Genomic DNA, 14,377 nt, shown 5'->3' with positions numbered 1-14,377 from the left:
CCCCCTTATTTTATTTATCGATCGCGAATAGCCGGCTTAACGCACATTCATGGCTAAATCGCCGGGCAGCGATTTCTGCATCCGGTGCCAGATCTCGCCGCTGTCATGGCCGTAGCGACGAACCAGCTCATACACCTGATCGTGCAGGCCGCCTTCGCACACCTTCGCCAGCTGATGATAAAAGCCCAGCGCCAGGCTGCGCGCTTCCGGGCTGGAGAAGTAGTGGCGGCCGATGCGGGTATATAGCCCCTTCATGCCGTTGAGGATCAGGCCATAAATCGGGTTGCCGGAGGCGAAAGCCAGACCGCGGAAAATGTTGTAATCGAGATCGGCGAAGGCGTCGGCGTGATCTTCCACTTCCCGGGCGCTGTCCAGCACCGCCAGCGCTTTATCCGGATGCTGACGGAACGCGGTGCGAATAAAAATCGTGGAAATATTGGTGCGCACGGAGAGAAGGTTATCAATCAACTGCGGGACGCTGTCGTGATCGAGACGCGCCAGCGTTTCAAGGATATTCAGCCCGGAGGTCTCCCAGAAGTTGTTCACTTTGGTGGGTTTGCCGTGCTGAATGGTCAACCAGCCGTCACGCGCCAGACGCTGCAACACTTCGCGCAGCGTGGTGCGGGTGACACCGATCAGCTCAGAAAGCTCGCGTTCAGCGGGGAGAATCGATCCAGGTGGGAAGCGGTTATTCCAGATGCTCTCAATGATATACTCTTCCGCGAAACCCGCAGGGCTCTGCGCCTTAATGACCATAATAATATTTCCATTACACATTGTTGCAATTGCACTCATCATACCAGAGCCGCTATAGCGCAGATAGCATCGCAAGTGAATTAAAAAGGGATCGCCGTTTCATTTTCCGTTTTTACTTTACGCTTTTCCTTATCTCCCGTAACCGCCGCAGCGCTGCGAAGAAAGTTGCTTCTCATTTTGCTCAACTGGTACTCTTGCCAATAGTTACGCACAAAATCATGCACTAATTGACGGGGAAGGATTCTGTCGTGGAAATTTCTTATGGCCGCGCGCTGTGGCGCAATTTTCTTGGCCAGTCGCCTGACTGGTACAAGCTGGCATTAATCATTTTCTTAATTATCAATCCGCTGGTGTTCGCCGTGGCGCCATTTGTCGCCGGCTGGCTGCTGGTGGTTGAGTTTATCTTTACCCTCGCCATGGCGCTGAAGTGCTATCCGCTGCTGCCGGGTGGCCTGCTGGCTATCGAGGCGCTGCTGATCGGCATGACCAGCCCAGCGCACGTGCGGGAAGAGATCGCCAGCAACCTGGAAGTGCTGCTTCTGCTGATGTTTATGGTGGCGGGCATCTACTTTATGAAGCAGCTGCTGCTGTTTGTCTTTACGCGCCTGCTGTTAGGGATCCGCAGCAAGATGCTGCTGTCGCTGGCCTTCTGCCTGGCCGCTGCCTTCCTCTCCGCCTTTCTCGATGCGCTGACGGTGGTGGCGGTGGTGATAAGCGTCGCCGTCGGGTTCTACGGCATCTATCACCGCGTCGCCTCGGCGCGCCCGGACGATAGCGACCTGCTCGACGACAGCCATATCGAGCAACACTACCGCGAGGTGCTGGAGCAGTTCCGCGGCTTTCTACGCAGCCTGATGATGCACGCCGGCGTCGGGACCGCGCTCGGCGGCGTCATGACCATGGTCGGCGAACCGCAAAACCTGATTATCGCCAAAGCGGCGGGCTGGCATTTTGGCGAGTTCTTTCTCCGCATGGCGCCCGTCACCCTGCCGGTGATGGTCTGCGGTCTGTTAACCTGTCTGCTGGTGGAAAAGTATCGCCTGTTTGGCTACGGCGAACCGCTGCCGCCGACGGTGCGCAAGGTGCTGCAGGAGTTTGACGATCGCAGCCGCGCCCAGCGCAGTCGTCAGGAGCGGCTACGGCTGATTGCCCAGGCGCTCATTGGCGTTTGGTTGATCGTCGCCCTCGCTTTTCACCTGGCTGAGGTCGGCCTGATTGGCCTGTCGGTGATCATCCTCGCCACCACCTTTACCGGGGTGACCGATGAGCACGCGATTGGCAAGGCGTTCACCGAGGCGTTGCCCTTCACCGCGCTGCTCACGGTGTTCTTTGCCGTAGTGGCGGTGATCATCGACCAGCAGCTGTTCACGCCGGTCATCGAGTTTGTTCTGCAGGCCTCTCCGCACGCGCAGCTGTCGCTGTTTTATCTGTTTAACGGCCTGCTGTCGTCCATCTCGGATAACGTTTTTGTCGGCACGGTCTACATCAACGAAGCGAAAACCGCCCTCGAGCATGGCGCCATCAGCCTGAAGCAGTTTGAGATGCTGGCGGTGGCAATCAACACCGGCACCAACCTGCCGTCAGTGGCCACCCCGAACGGCCAGGCGGCATTCTTGTTCCTGCTGACTTCCGCGCTGGCGCCGCTTATCCGACTCTCCTATGGCCGCATGGTGTGGATGGCCCTCCCCTACACCCTCGTACTGACGCTGGTCGGCCTGCTGTGCGTCGAGTTCACCCTGATGCCGGTCACCGAATGGTTGCTGGCTCACGGCTGGCTGGTTACCCCCACCCTGCCGTGATCCACGCGTCGCCCGGGTTCGCCCGGGCGATTCAATAACCAGTTACGTAATATTTTCCGCCGGGCCGCTGGCGTCGGTACGGTTTTCGTTTACACTGTCATGATTTAGCATCTTCCAGGGAAATGATTATGTTGCAATATTTAAACCAGTGCTCGCGGGGACGCGGCGCCTGGCTGCTGATGGCCTTGACCGCGTTCATTCTCGAACTCGTCGCGCTGTGGTTCCAGCACGTGATGCTGCTGCAGCCGTGCGTGATGTGCATTTATGAACGCTGCGCCCTGTTTGGCATCATGGGCGCGGGGCTGGTGGGCGCTATCGCCCCTAAAACGCCGCTGCGCTATGTCGCCATGCTGATTTGGCTGTACAGCGCGGTACGTGGGCTACAGCTGGCGTGGGAACATACGATGATTCAGCTGCACCCATCGCCGTTCCAGACCTGCGATTTCGCCGCCCGTTTCCCGAGCTGGCTGCCGCTGGATAAATGGTTGCCGCAGGTGTTTGTCGCGTCCGGCGACTGTTCGGTACGCCAGTGGCAGTTCCTGTCGCTGGAGATGCCGCAATGGCTGGTGGGAATTTTCGCGGCTTATCTGGTGGTCGCTATCCTGGTGATCGTTGCTCAGCCTTTTAAAGCCAAAAAGCGCGATCTGTTTGGCCGCTAAGCCGCAGCGAGTACCGCACACTGAAACGCCCTACGGGGCGTTTTTTTGTGCCTGCCGTTCATCACTGAATCGTTTCCTGTCCGTGGTTGACCACAGACACCAAAAGGTGCATATTAAATACATCTTTTATAACCCCACAGGAGCTCACATGTCATCTTTACTGATCCCCGCAGACTGGAAAGTTAAACGCTCCACCCCGTTCTTTACCAAAGAGAACGTCCCCGCCGCCCTGCTGAGCCACCACAACACCGCGGCCGGTGTCTTCGGTCAGTTGTGCGTCATGGAAGGTACGGTCACCTATTACGGTTTTGCCAATGAACAGGCGACGGAGCCGGAGAAAAAAGTCGTGATTCATGCCGGGCAGTTTGCCACCAGTCCGCCGCAGTACTGGCACCGCGTCGAACTCAGCGACGATGCCCGCTTCAATATTCACTTCTGGGTGGCGGAAGAAACCGACGGTGAAAACGGGCTGTTTCACGCGAAGAAAGCGTGACGGGCTTACCGCGCCCTGTCAGGCAGATTGAGGATATGGTCCTGCCAGTCGACAACGGTGGACTCGGGCACCGCTATATGGCGGACGGAGATGCGTTCGCCGTGCATCGCCGCTTTTGAGCCGGTCAGCAGCGGGTGCCAGGCCGGCAGAGGTTTGCCTTCCGCCAGCAGGCGATAGGCGCAGGTCGGCGGCAGCCATTCGAAGGTCGGCAGATTTTCACGAGTGAGCTTGATGCAGTCCGGCTCATATTCGAAGCGACGCTCGTAGTTACGGCACTGGCAGGTTTTGATATTGAGCTGACGGCAGGCGACGTTGGTGAAGTAGATCTCATCGGTATCTTCATCCATCAGCTTATGCAGGCAGCACTGGCCGCAGCCGTCACACAGCGATTCCCACTCCGCGTCGGTCATGTCATCCAGGGTTTTTTGTTGCCAGAAAGGTTGTTCGCTCATCGGAATGTCCGTCGTTGCCAGTTAAGGGTGCACCTTATAACCAGTCTGGCACGACGATGCAAGTTTTGCCGCCCCAAAAGGCGGCAAACCGCGCTTAGAGGACGCGGGTGGTGAGCGACAGGCCGTTGAAACCGACCTCCAGCTCGTCGCCGCTGTGCAGCGGTCCCACCCCTTCCGGGGTGCCGGTGAGGATCACGTCGCCGGCTTTGAGGGTAAAGAAGCGCGACATATAGGCGATCAGCGGCACAATCTTATGGATCATGTCGGCGGTAGTGCCCTGCTGGCGCACTTCGCCGTTAATCTTCAGACTTAACGGCGTATTCTGCGGGTCGCCGTGGAACTCGGCCGCCGGAATAAAGCCGGAGATCGGACAGGCGTTATCGAAGCCTTTGGCCTTCTCCCACGGCTGCCCGGCCTTTTTCATTTTAGCTTGCAGGTCGCGCAGGGTGAGATCCAGCGCGACGCCATAGCCGGCAATCCCTTTCAGCACATGCTCTTCCGTCGCCTGACGCAGCGTACCGCCGATCAGCACCGCCAGCTCCACTTCATGATGCACCGAACCCAGCCCCTCAGGAAGCACCAACGGCTGACGGAGATCGCACAGCGCGCTCTCAGGTTTAATAAACAGCACCGGCTCTTCTGGCGTCGCACTGCCCATTTCCTTGATGTGCTTTGCATAATTGCTGCCGACGCAAACCACTTTGCTCACCGGATAATCCAGGAGCGCTCCCTGCCAGTTATGATGTTGGTACATTATTTTCCCTCGTGGGTTAATCGGATTGTTTCCCCTGTTCCGCCAGGTGTTTCTTTAGTAGATTTTCAGATGGCGGAGGAAGTTGCAGGTAATAGCCCTGTTCGCTTAGCGCCTGTTTCACTTTTTCAAGGTCGGCGTTAACCAGTTTTTTGCGCCCATCCAGCGGCAGCAGCATCGCCATTTGCGGCGTGCCGAAACCGCGCATGAGCTCGTCAGGAACGCGTGAGAAATCGTCCTTTTTTTCGACGTATAAATAGGTTTGTTCACGTTTAGTACTTCGATAGATCACACAAAACATAGTTTTACTCGGAATTAGACCCGTGGTCACTTGCCTCAATATATCAGTGACTATAACATGCCTTTTAGTCTTCGGAATATCACCGCACTTCGGCGGTCGATAAACAGCAAATTGAGTAAGGCCAGGATGTCAAATACGCCAATCGAACTTAAAGGCAGTAGCTTCACGTTATCTGTCGTTCATTTGCACGATGCAAATCCCGAGGTTATTCGTCAGGCGTTAGAAGACAAAATCGCCCAGGCTCCCGCCTTTTTACGCCATGCTCCGGTGGTGGTGAATATCGCCAGCGTCGAGGAGAGTGTCGAATGGCGCGCCGTCAACGAGGCTATCGCCGCGACCGGTTTACGCATTATGGGCGTCAGCGGATGCAAAATCCCGCGCCTGAAAACTGAAATCGACCGCGCCGGGATCCCGTTATTAACCGAAGGGAAAGAAAAAGCCCCTCGTCCGGCACCGTCCGAACCCGCCCCGCCGCCGCCAGTTGCTAGTCAGATCACAAAAACGCGTTTGATTGATCAGCCGGTACGTTCCGGTCAGCGCATTTATGCGCCACACTGTGATCTTATTGTTACAAATCATGTGAGTGCCGGTGCGGAACTTATCGCTGACGGCAATATCCATGTATATGGCATGATGCGGGGACGCGCATTGGCAGGCGCCGGTGGCGACAGAGACGCCCAGATATTTTGTACCCACCTTGCGGCGGAGCTGGTCTCCATCGCCGGGGAATATTGGCTGAGCGATAACATCCCGGCCGAATTTTATGGCAAAGCGGCACGCCTGCGTTTAGGCGAAAGCGCTTTGACAATTCAACCGTTAAATTAATCCCTTTTTAACAAGGAATTTCTATGGCACGCATTATTGTTGTGACTTCGGGTAAAGGGGGCGTTGGCAAGACCACCTCCAGCGCGGCCATCGCTACAGGTTTGGCCCAGAAGGGAAAGAAAACCGTCGTTATCGACTTCGACATCGGCCTGCGTAACCTCGACCTGATTATGGGCTGCGAACGTCGCGTCGTTTATGATTTCGTCAACGTCATCCAGGGCGATGCCACATTGAACCAGGCGCTGATCAAAGATAAGCGCACGGAAAACCTCTACATTCTTCCGGCGTCCCAGACCCGGGATAAAGACGCCCTGACCCGCGAAGGCGTCGACAAAGTTCTCGAAGAACTGAAGAAGATGGAGTTCGAATTCATCGTCTGTGACTCCCCGGCAGGCATTGAAACCGGTGCGCTGATGGCGCTCTATTTCGCTGACGAAGCCATTATCACTACCAACCCGGAAGTCTCCTCCGTTCGCGACTCCGACCGTATCCTTGGCATTCTCGCCTCCAAATCCCGTCGTGCGGAAAATGGCGAAGAGCCGATCAAAGAGCACCTGCTACTGACCCGCTACAATCCAGGCCGCGTCAATAAAGGCGATATGCTGAGCATGGAAGACGTGCTGGAGATTCTGCGCATCAACCTGGTGGGCGTGATCCCGGAAGACCAGTCAGTCCTGCGCGCATCCAACCAGGGTGAGCCTGTGATCCTCGATGCCGCGTCGGACGCAGGCAAAGCCTATGCCGATACCGTTGAACGTCTGCTCGGAGAAGAACGCCCTTTCCGCTTCATTGAAGAAGAGAAGAAAGGATTCCTCAAACGCCTGTTCGGAGGATAAATTATGGCTTTACTCGACTTTTTTCTCTCGCGAAAAAAGAACACGGCTAATATTGCGAAAGAACGCCTGCAAATCATCGTCGCCGAGCGCCGCCGCGGGGACGCGGAGCCGCATTACCTGCCGCAGTTGCGCAAAGATATCCTGGAAGTGATCTGTAAATACGTGCAGATCGACCCGGAGATGGTCAGCGTGCAACTGGAGCAGCGGGACGGTGATATTTCCATTCTTGAGCTGAACGTGACCCTACCCGAAACGGAAGAGTCGAAACCCTGACCTGCTGTTCCATCCCGAAAAAAAACCGGCTACGCCACGCGCCGCCGGTTTTTTTATGGCCTGAACCAGACCGTCCGCTAGCGCGGATAGTCGCTTAACAGCCTCTTCAGCCGTTCGGCCATCAGCTCACCACGCCAACCGGAAATCAGCTCAGGCTCAGCGGCCTGCGTTTTCAGCTGCCAGTGCCAGTTCAGCAGCTGGTTGATCTGCCGACGCGACGCCAGCAGCTCCGCGCTTACGCCCTTCTCAGCGCTCACTTCCTGCACCAGCGCTTTAATATCTTTAAAGGCTTTGCGGTAGCCCGGCATGTCGATCAGATTCTGCAGCGGCGCCGGCAGGGCCGACTCCGGCAGCGCCTGTGCTTTCTCGACCAGGCTAATCAGCGTTTTGCCATGAAAGCGAATTTCGCTACCGGACAACCCGAGGCTGTCGAGCTCGCCGAGGCTGGTGGGCATATAGCGCGCCACGCTCCACAGATGCTCTTCCCGCACCACAAAGTTCACCGCCAGGTCGCGCTCACGCGCTTTGCGCAGGCGCCACTCCGCCAGCAGCTGCAGGCAGCCCAGCTGGCGGGTACGCAGCTGCCAGGCGTTGCCGATATCGCGCCAGGCCTCGGCCGGGTCGACCACCTCCTGGCGACGCTGCTGCATCAGGCGGCATTCGTCCAGTGCCGCCGATAGCCAGCCCGCGCGATCGGTCTCCGCCATTAATTGGCTGGCGATCGGCAACAGGTACCAGACGTCGGCCGCGGCATATTCACACTGACGCTCGGTTAGCGGACGCGCCAGCCAGTCGGTGCGGGATTCGCTTTTGTCCAGCGCAACCCCGGAATACTCTTCCACCATCGAGGCGAAGCCCCAGGACATCGGCCGACCGCAGAAGGCCGCCAGGATCTGGGTGTCGATCAGCGGCTGCGGCATCAGGTTGAACGCGTTAAGAAAGACTTCTAAATCTTCGCTGCCGGCATGCAGGTATTTGGTCACATCCGGGTTGAGCAGCAGGTCGCGCATCGGCGCCCAGTCGGTAATCGTCAAGGGATCGATCAGAGAGACCTGGCGGCCGTCGAACAGCTGCAGCAGCCCCAGCTGCGGGTAATAGGTGCGGGTACGGACAAATTCCGTATCCAGAGCGACGGCGGAGGCGGCGCTTGCCGCTTCGCAGACAGCGCGCAGGCCATCGTCGGTGGTGATCATCTGATAGTTCAAAGCATACTCTCTTAACTTGCGCCCATAAAAAACGCCGGCGTAGCCGGCGTCTGGCGACTCATTCGTTACTTAGCCTTTATTGTCCACTTTAGCGCGCGCTTCGTCACGCAGTTCTCGCCGCAAAATTTTCCCGACGTTGGATTTCGGCAGTTCGTCACGGAATTCCACCAGCTTCGGTACCTTGTAACCGGTCAAATGGCGACGGCAGAACGTAATCAGCGCTTCTTCGGTTAACGCGGCATCTTTCTTCACCACGAAGATCTTCACCGCTTCGCCGCTGCTGCCGGACGGCACGCCGATGGCCGCCACCTCAAGCACGCCGCTGTGCTGCATGACCACATCTTCGATTTCATTCGGATAGACGTTAAAACCCGACACCAGGATCATATCTTTTTTCCGGTCAACGATGCGCAGGAATCCCTCTTCATCCATCACCGCGATGTCCCCGGTGTGCAACCAGCCGTCTTTAATAATCTCATCCGTCGCGTCAGGACGCTGCCAGTAGCCCAGCATCACCTGCGGCCCCTTGATACAGAGCTCGCCCGGCTGACCCGGCGCCACTTCGTTATCGTCGTCGTCCACCAGTTTGGCTTCAGTGGAGGGCACCGGCAGGCCAATGCTGCCGCTGTGGTAGTCGATGTCGTGCGGGTTGACGCTGACCAGCGGCGAACACTCGGTCAGGCCGTAGCCCTCCAGCAGATATTGTCCGGTCAGTTTCACCCAGCGCTCAGCCACCGCCTGCTGCACCGGCATGCCGCCGCCGGCGGAGAGGTGCAGCGAGGAGAAATCAAGCTGCTGGAACTCTTTGTTGTTCAGCAAGGCGTTGAACAGGGTGTTGACCCCGGTCATGGCGGTAAACGGATATTTCGCCAGCTCCTTCACCAGCCCGGGGATATCGCGCGGGTTGGTGATCAGCAGATTCTGCCCGCCCAGCTCGATAAACAGCAGGCAGTTCATGGTGAGGGCGAAAATGTGATACAGCGGCAGCGCGGTGACCACAAACTCTTTGCCGCGATGCAGCAGCGGGCCGTAGGTGGCATTGACCTGCTCAAGGTTGGCCAGCATGTTGCGGTGGGTCAGCATCGCCCCTTTAGCCACCCCGGTGGTGCCCCCGGTGTACTGTAGAAACGCCAGATCTTCCGCAACGATCTCCGGCTTCACGTACTGCATGCGATAGCCGTGCTGCAGCGCGCTGCGAAACGAGATGGCATCCGGTAGATGGTACTTCGGCACCAGCCGCTTGATGTACTTAACCACAAAGTTCACCAGCGTGCCTTTGGCGGTGGAGAGCTGGTCGCCCATGCGCGTCAGGATCACGTGTTTCACCTGGGTCTTCGCCACCACTTTTTCCAGGGTATGGGCAAAGTTGGAGACGATGACGATCGCCGCCGCGCCGCTGTCGTTGAGCTGATGCTCCAGTTCACGCGGGGTATATAAGGGGTTGACGTTAACCACGATCATCCCGGCGCGCAGGATGCCAAACAGGGCCACCGGATACTGCAGCAGGTTAGGCATCATCAGGGCCACCCGGTCGCCCTTCTGTAGTCCTAAGCCCTCCTGAAGGTAAGCGGCGAAGGCGCGACTGCGCTCTTCCAGCTTACGATAGGTCATCACTTCACCCATATTGATAAACGCCGGTTGGTCGGCGTAGCGGGTGGTGGCATGTTCAAACAGTTCAACCAGGGATTGATAGCGGTCAGGATTTATCTCCGCCGGAACATCTGCGGGATAACGGTTTAGCCAAACCTTTTTCACTGCATCACCTCTGAAATAGTTATTCGTCGTCATCACAGCCCCTGGAAAATACATTTTATTAACATTATATTAACTCAGCGTACCAGTTTATTAATTAGGCAATGAGCAGGTTGCGAAGCGCGTCACTATTTTTTTTCTTATTCGACTGAAAACAAAGAAACAGCGGACCGGCCGCTGTTTCTTTGAACTAACAAAAACAACAAAATCATTCGGTTACAACGTTTCTGACCTCAGCTGGGCCGGGGTTGTACCACCCCCATCCGCCATAGCCGTAACCCCAGGGGCGCGGACCCAGCATCCACGGGTCGATCGGCTGCGGGGGCATCACCACCTGCTGCACCACGTTCCAGCGTTTGTAGCCGGTGGCGTTCATCAGCATAAATTTGTAGGGCGTGCTGCCTACTTTGCCTTCGACCACTCCGGCAATCGGCCCGACCACGGTCACCAGCTGACCGCGGAAGTCCACCGGATCGAGGAAGCCATTAACATCGGCATAGATCCGCCCGCGCGAGGGTTCGCCAAGTTCCGGTCGCGCACCGCTGTCCAGCGGCACGGTAGCGATTTCTAAGCGGGTTTTCCCCTGCTGGTTCTGCACGTTGACCACCTTGCCGCCAAAGCGCGCTTCCTGACCGACGTACAGCTGCGGGGCATTCATCACCCGCACTAAATCCTGCTGCGGCGTGGGGCTGGTGCCTTTGATGGCATCCGGCACCGATACGCAGCCGCTCAGCGCAACGGCAACCGCCGCGGCCAGCAGCAAGCGAACGCCCTGTTTTTGACCCGCCATGATGCGACTCCTTTTCTCAGTCTTCTTGTTACTGAGATTCACTCGCGGCCCGGAAGTTTCTTCCACGCCACCTCGTTACGCAAATAAACCGGCTCCGCTTTCTCCACGGCCACGGTTTTCCCTGCCGCCAGCAGATAACAGGCTAACGGCAGCATATCCTCTGCCGCCGGCAGTTCAATTTCGCCGCTGCTTAAGGTCAGTCCGCTCTCTTTCGCCAGATCCGGCCACGCCTGCCAGCCGGTGCCGACGGTGGCCCATTCGCCGGAAAGCTGTGCCAGCCGTTCGGCCACCGCGTCCGGTTTGAGCACCGCTTCCGTCTCTTCGCCGTGCCAGACGCCCTGCTCGTCGCGCTGATACTCGGCCCAGTAGACTTCCCCCATCCGGGCGTCAATCGCCGCCAGCACGCGGGTGGCGCCGGTTTTGCGCCACGCGCCCTGCGCCATGGTGGCCAGTGTGGAAACACCTATCATCGGCAGCTCCGAGCCCAGCGCCAGCCCCTGAGCGATACCGATGCCAATGCGTACGCCGGTAAAGCTGCCAGGACCGCGGCCAAAGGCCAGCGCGTCCAGCTCGGTCAGGGTGGTGCCGCTCTCGGCGAGGACCTCCTGCACCAGCGGCAGGATACGTTGGGTATGTTCGCGGGGACAAATTTCGAAATGAGCACTAAGGGTGCCATCATTCCACAGCGCTGCGGAGCAGGCTTCTGTGGCGGTATCGATAGCCAAAATTCGCATGGGTGGTCACGCTCTCGTTACATAGTTCAGGCCTTCAGGCAGCCTGTTTTCCGGCAGACGGACAACCCGTCGCCACACCGCCCGAAGTCTAGTGGGAACCGCTAATTAACAAAATGGCGCGCAGCTTAACACATTTCAGGGCGGATTACCTTGCCGGCGGCACGGCGAGAAAGCGCACCGCCCGGCGGATATCGCGGGTTCGCGGCGCCGGCGGCAGACTGGCCAGAAAGACCGCGCCGTAGGGGCGCATCACCAGCCGGTTATCGCAGATCACCAGCACCCCGCGATCGTCGATATCGCGGATCAGGCGGCCCACCCCCTGCTTAAGGGTGATCACCGCGTCCGGGAGCTGCACTTCATCGAACGGATCGCCGCCGCGCAGCCGGCAATCTTCCATCCGCGCTTTCAGCAACGGATCGTCCGGCGAGGTAAACGGCAGCTTATCAATGATCACCAGCGACAGCGCGTCGCCGCGCACGTCGACCCCTTCCCAGAAGCTGCTGGTGGCCACCAGCAGGGCATTGCCGGCGCTGACGAACTGCTGCAGAAGCTGGCCTTTACTGGTCTCGCCCTGCAGCAGCACCGGCAAAGTCATGGTGGCGCGGAACTGCTCCGCCAGATCGCGCATCATAGCGTGCGAAGTGCACAGCATAAAGCAGCGACCGTCGTTAGCCTCGATCAGCGGCTTGAGCATCGCCGCCAGATGGCGCGCCGCGCCGGGCTGGTTCGGCAGCGGTAGGTTACGCGGCACGCAGAGCAACGCCTGATGCTGATAGTCAAAGGGGCTCGGCAGCAACAGTGTCTGCGCCTCGTCGATCCCCAGCCGGGCGGTGAAATGGTGCAGATCGTCGTTTACCGACAGTGTCGCCGAGGTAAAGATCCAGCTCCCCGACTTCTGCGCCATCACCTCTTTAAACTTCTCGGCCACGGTCAACGGCGTCAGCGCAAGGGTAAAGTGGCGCGAGGTGCACTCATACCAGTAACTGTAGCCCGGCTGATTGATCTCTTTCAGCCTCTTCAGGCGCCCGCGATAAAGGGTGGCGCGCTCAAAGGCGGCATCGAGCAGCGCCGAGCGTCCCAGCGAGAGTTTGGCGACGTCGTAACACAGTTCAAGCGCATCATCGAGCAGCAGCAGCGCCCGCTGAATGTGGCTGTCCGCCAGCAGTTCGCGCAGGTTGCCACGGTAGCCAGGGTCCCCCAGCTGCAGGCGGAAATCCTGGGCGCTTTGCGCCAGGCGGTCGGCGCATTTTTGCAGCTGTTGAGTGTCTTTCAGTTCGGTGCGATAGGCAATGGTGATGCCTTTCGCCAGATCCAGCAGCTGGCGGCTGGAGAGCGACTGGCCAAAGTACTGGCTGGCGATATCCGGCAGCTGATGGGCTTCGTCGAAGATCATCACCTCCGCCTCGGGGATCAGTTCGGCAAAGCCGCTCTCTTTGACCACCATATCGGCAAGGAACAGGTGATGGTTGACGACCACTACGTCGGCGTCCATCGCTTTTTTACGCGCCTTCACCACGAAGCAATCTTTATACAGCGGGCAGTCGCTGCCGAGGCAGTTATCGTTGGTACTGGTGACCAGCGGCCAGGCCTGGGAATCTTCCGCCACGCTGGCGCAGGTGCTGATATCGCCATCCTGAGTTTGGTTCGACCAGGAGCGCAGGAGGATCACGTCGCTGAGGGTTTGCACCGGCAGATCGCCGCCCGCCAGCGCCTGCTGTTCCAGGCGTTCGAGGCACAGGTAGTTGGAGCGCCCTTTGAGCAGCGCCAGTTTGCCGGTGAATTTGAGCGCTTTGGCGACGGTGGGCAGATCGCGGCTGTAGAGCTGATCCTGCAGCGCTTTCGACCCTGTGGAGATAATCACCTTTTTTTTCGCCCGCAGCGCTGGCGCCAGGTAAGCGTAGGTTTTACCGGTTCCGGTCCCCGCTTCCACCACCAGCGGCCGGGAGGCCTCAATCGCTTCGCTGACCGCCACCGCCATCTGGCGCTGCGGCTCGCGCGGTTTAAATCCCGGTATGGCTTTGGCTAGCTGGCCGTCTGCTGCAAAATCGTCGATCACATTGCCCCCTGGTTATTTGGACAGTGATTATGTCAGGGAGGGCGGCGTTTCGCCAGTCCGGGTAGTGACGCGAGCGGAACATTATGGCAGTCTTGCCGCAGCTAAATGGAATGCTCAGAGAGGAATGAGAAATGACAATTACGCGTATTGATGCCGAAGCCCGCTGGTCAGATGTAGTGATCCACAATCAGACCCTTTACTACACCGGCGTGCCGGCGAATCTTGATGCCGATGCCTTCGAGCAGACCGCCAACACCCTGGCGCAGATTGACGCGGTGCTGGAAAAACAGGGCAGCGACAAGTCGCGCATTCTTGACGCCACCATTTTCCTCGCCGACAAAAGCGACTTTGCGGCGATGAATAAAGCGTGGGACGCCTGGGTGGTAGCCGGTCACGCCCCGGTGCGCTGCACGGTGGAAGCAACGCTGATGAACCCGCAGTATAAGGTTGAAATCAAAATTATCGCCGCGGTGTAATTACTCGTCTTCGTCTTCATCTTCAAAGCGCGCGACGATCCGTTCGCCGGTATGCGTCGCGCGTAGCTCTTCCGCCACCAGGGCAATCGCCTGGCCGCTGCTCATCCCCTGGGCCATCAGTTCCTGGATACGTTCGACCGCTTTTTGCTGTTGCTCGTGGCTCAGCGAAGGTAAACCTGCAAACATCTTGTACTCCTGCTACATTGTGGGGCGTAATTA

Annotated in this window: 17 protein-coding genes; 7 read left to right on the top strand and 10 right to left on the bottom strand. The window is 58.2% G+C overall.

Features of this window, described 5'->3' with window-relative positions:
* Positions 1–36: 36 nt before the first annotated feature.
* Positions 37–756, bottom strand: a complete 720-nt coding sequence (gene fadR / locus ACLH1I_RS03350; RefSeq protein ID WP_004203311.1) for a fatty acid metabolism transcriptional regulator FadR — start codon at positions 754–756, stop codon at positions 37–39.
* 248 nt (positions 757–1,004) lie between these two features.
* Between fadR and nhaB the strand changes: the two genes are divergently transcribed.
* The 3 genes from nhaB (at position 1,005) to ACLH1I_RS03335 (ending at position 3,707) form a co-directional block, all read left to right on the top strand.
* The gene (gene nhaB / locus ACLH1I_RS03345; RefSeq protein WP_004203313.1) at positions 1,005–2,555 is read left to right on the top strand and encodes a sodium/proton antiporter NhaB; all 1,551 of its coding nucleotides are present in this window, start codon (positions 1,005–1,007) and stop codon (positions 2,553–2,555) included.
* 128 nt (positions 2,556–2,683) lie between these two features.
* On the top strand, positions 2,684–3,214 hold the full coding sequence (dsbB, locus tag ACLH1I_RS03340; protein WP_004203315.1) for a disulfide bond formation protein DsbB: 531 nt from the start codon (positions 2,684–2,686) through the stop codon (positions 3,212–3,214).
* 148 nt (positions 3,215–3,362) lie between these two features.
* Complete coding sequence (locus ACLH1I_RS03335; protein WP_002910895.1) at positions 3,363–3,707, top strand: DUF1971 domain-containing protein; 345 nt, start codon at positions 3,363–3,365, stop codon at positions 3,705–3,707.
* Positions 3,708–3,712: 5 nt separating this feature from the next.
* Here the strand turns inward: ACLH1I_RS03335 and ACLH1I_RS03330 are convergent, their stop codons facing one another.
* From ACLH1I_RS03330 to ACLH1I_RS03320, 3 genes are all read right to left on the bottom strand, one after another.
* Complete coding sequence (locus ACLH1I_RS03330; protein WP_017900197.1) at positions 3,713–4,159, bottom strand: YcgN family cysteine cluster protein; 447 nt, start codon at positions 4,157–4,159, stop codon at positions 3,713–3,715.
* A 94-nt stretch (positions 4,160–4,253) separates the two neighbouring features.
* A complete protein-coding gene (locus tag ACLH1I_RS03325) occupies positions 4,254–4,913 on the bottom strand; it encodes a fumarylacetoacetate hydrolase family protein (RefSeq protein WP_023318603.1) in 660 nt (219 codons plus the stop codon).
* A gap of 16 nt (positions 4,914–4,929) precedes the next feature.
* Positions 4,930–5,211 carry a YcgL domain-containing protein gene (locus tag ACLH1I_RS03320; protein WP_004203320.1) on the bottom strand — a complete coding sequence of 94 codons (282 nt, stop codon included), beginning with the start codon at positions 5,209–5,211 and terminating at the stop codon, positions 4,930–4,932.
* 126 nt (positions 5,212–5,337) lie between these two features.
* Here ACLH1I_RS03320 and minC point away from each other — a divergent pair, with 126 nt between their 5' ends.
* Genes minC through minE form a run of 3 tightly spaced genes read left to right on the top strand, consistent with a single transcriptional unit; the run spans position 5,338 to position 7,145 of the window.
* Positions 5,338–6,036, top strand: coding sequence for a septum site-determining protein MinC (minC, locus tag ACLH1I_RS03315; protein ID WP_004203323.1), 699 nt, complete (start codon positions 5,338–5,340; stop codon positions 6,034–6,036).
* Positions 6,037–6,059: 23 nt separating this feature from the next.
* Positions 6,060–6,872 (top strand): septum site-determining protein MinD, encoded by an 813-nt coding sequence (minD, locus tag ACLH1I_RS03310; protein ID WP_080841590.1) that lies wholly within the window; start codon positions 6,060–6,062, stop codon positions 6,870–6,872.
* 3 nt (positions 6,873–6,875) lie between these two features.
* The gene (gene minE / locus ACLH1I_RS03305; protein ID WP_004103270.1) at positions 6,876–7,145 is read left to right on the top strand and encodes a cell division topological specificity factor MinE; all 270 of its coding nucleotides are present in this window, start codon (positions 6,876–6,878) and stop codon (positions 7,143–7,145) included.
* Between the two features lie 77 nt (positions 7,146–7,222).
* On the opposite strand, the gene rnd is transcribed toward minE, so the two are convergent.
* From rnd to ACLH1I_RS03280, 5 genes are all read right to left on the bottom strand, one after another.
* Positions 7,223–8,338: a ribonuclease D gene (rnd, locus tag ACLH1I_RS03300; RefSeq protein WP_072140568.1), complete on the bottom strand. Its 1,116-nt coding sequence runs from the start codon at positions 8,336–8,338 to the stop codon at positions 7,223–7,225.
* Positions 8,339–8,419: 81 nt separating this feature from the next.
* Positions 8,420–10,105 (bottom strand): long-chain-fatty-acid--CoA ligase FadD, encoded by a 1,686-nt coding sequence (gene fadD / locus ACLH1I_RS03295; RefSeq protein WP_025999236.1) that lies wholly within the window; start codon positions 10,103–10,105, stop codon positions 8,420–8,422.
* A 205-nt stretch (positions 10,106–10,310) separates the two neighbouring features.
* Positions 10,311–10,892, bottom strand: a complete 582-nt coding sequence (locus tag ACLH1I_RS03290) for a Slp family lipoprotein (protein ID WP_004203333.1) — start codon at positions 10,890–10,892, stop codon at positions 10,311–10,313.
* 38 nt (positions 10,893–10,930) lie between these two features.
* On the bottom strand, positions 10,931–11,626 hold the full coding sequence (gene tsaB, locus ACLH1I_RS03285; protein ID WP_004203334.1) for a tRNA (adenosine(37)-N6)-threonylcarbamoyltransferase complex dimerization subunit type 1 TsaB: 696 nt from the start codon (positions 11,624–11,626) through the stop codon (positions 10,931–10,933).
* Positions 11,627–11,771: 145 nt separating this feature from the next.
* Complete coding sequence (locus ACLH1I_RS03280) at positions 11,772–13,682, bottom strand: ATP-dependent DNA helicase (protein ID WP_198080029.1); 1,911 nt, start codon at positions 13,680–13,682, stop codon at positions 11,772–11,774.
* Positions 13,683–13,813: 131 nt separating this feature from the next.
* Here ACLH1I_RS03280 and ACLH1I_RS03275 point away from each other — a divergent pair, with 131 nt between their 5' ends.
* Entirely contained in the window at positions 13,814–14,158 is a 345-nt protein-coding gene (locus tag ACLH1I_RS03275) for a RidA family protein (protein WP_002910910.1), read from the top strand.
* On the opposite strand, the gene ACLH1I_RS03270 is transcribed toward ACLH1I_RS03275, so the two are convergent.
* Complete coding sequence (locus ACLH1I_RS03270; RefSeq protein WP_004203339.1) at positions 14,159–14,344, bottom strand: YoaH family protein; 186 nt, start codon at positions 14,342–14,344, stop codon at positions 14,159–14,161.
* Positions 14,345–14,377: the final 33 nt, after the last annotated feature.

This window comes from Klebsiella sp. 1SOBk10mer (assembly GCF_046602535.1).
Taxonomy (GTDB): domain Bacteria; phylum Pseudomonadota; class Gammaproteobacteria; order Enterobacterales; family Enterobacteriaceae; genus Klebsiella; species Klebsiella quasipneumoniae.
The sequence above is the reverse complement of the archived record's forward strand: the minus strand, read 5'-3'. Positions and strand labels throughout refer to the sequence as shown.

What these genes read in the sequence shown, in the direction of transcription:
- fadR (WP_004203311.1), bottom strand. Translation starts at nt 756, where the DNA reads ATGGTCATTAAGGCGCAGAGCCCTGCGGGTTTCGCGGAAGAGTATATC.
- dsbB (WP_004203315.1), top strand. Translation starts at nt 2,684, where the DNA reads ATGTTGCAATATTTAAACCAGTGCTCGCGGGGACGCGGCGCCTGGCTG.
- ACLH1I_RS03335 (WP_002910895.1), top strand. Translation starts at nt 3,363, where the DNA reads ATGTCATCTTTACTGATCCCCGCAGACTGGAAAGTTAAACGCTCCACC.
- ACLH1I_RS03330 (WP_017900197.1), bottom strand. Translation starts at nt 4,159, where the DNA reads ATGAGCGAACAACCTTTCTGGCAACAAAAAACCCTGGATGACATGACC.
- ACLH1I_RS03325 (WP_023318603.1), bottom strand. Translation starts at nt 4,913, where the DNA reads ATGTACCAACATCATAACTGGCAGGGAGCGCTCCTGGATTATCCGGTG.
- ACLH1I_RS03320 (WP_004203320.1), bottom strand. Translation starts at nt 5,211, where the DNA reads ATGTTTTGTGTGATCTATCGAAGTACTAAACGTGAACAAACCTATTTA.
- minC (WP_004203323.1), top strand. Translation starts at nt 5,338, where the DNA reads ATGTCAAATACGCCAATCGAACTTAAAGGCAGTAGCTTCACGTTATCT.
- minD (WP_080841590.1), top strand. Translation starts at nt 6,060, where the DNA reads ATGGCACGCATTATTGTTGTGACTTCGGGTAAAGGGGGCGTTGGCAAG.
- minE (WP_004103270.1), top strand. Translation starts at nt 6,876, where the DNA reads ATGGCTTTACTCGACTTTTTTCTCTCGCGAAAAAAGAACACGGCTAAT.
- rnd (WP_072140568.1), bottom strand. Translation starts at nt 8,338, where the DNA reads ATGATCACCACCGACGATGGCCTGCGCGCTGTCTGCGAAGCGGCAAGC.
- ACLH1I_RS03290 (WP_004203333.1), bottom strand. Translation starts at nt 10,892, where the DNA reads ATGGCGGGTCAAAAACAGGGCGTTCGCTTGCTGCTGGCCGCGGCGGTT.
- tsaB (WP_004203334.1), bottom strand. Translation starts at nt 11,626, where the DNA reads ATGCGAATTTTGGCTATCGATACCGCCACAGAAGCCTGCTCCGCAGCG.
- ACLH1I_RS03275 (WP_002910910.1), top strand. Translation starts at nt 13,814, where the DNA reads ATGACAATTACGCGTATTGATGCCGAAGCCCGCTGGTCAGATGTAGTG.
- ACLH1I_RS03270 (WP_004203339.1), bottom strand. Translation starts at nt 14,344, where the DNA reads ATGTTTGCAGGTTTACCTTCGCTGAGCCACGAGCAACAGCAAAAAGCG.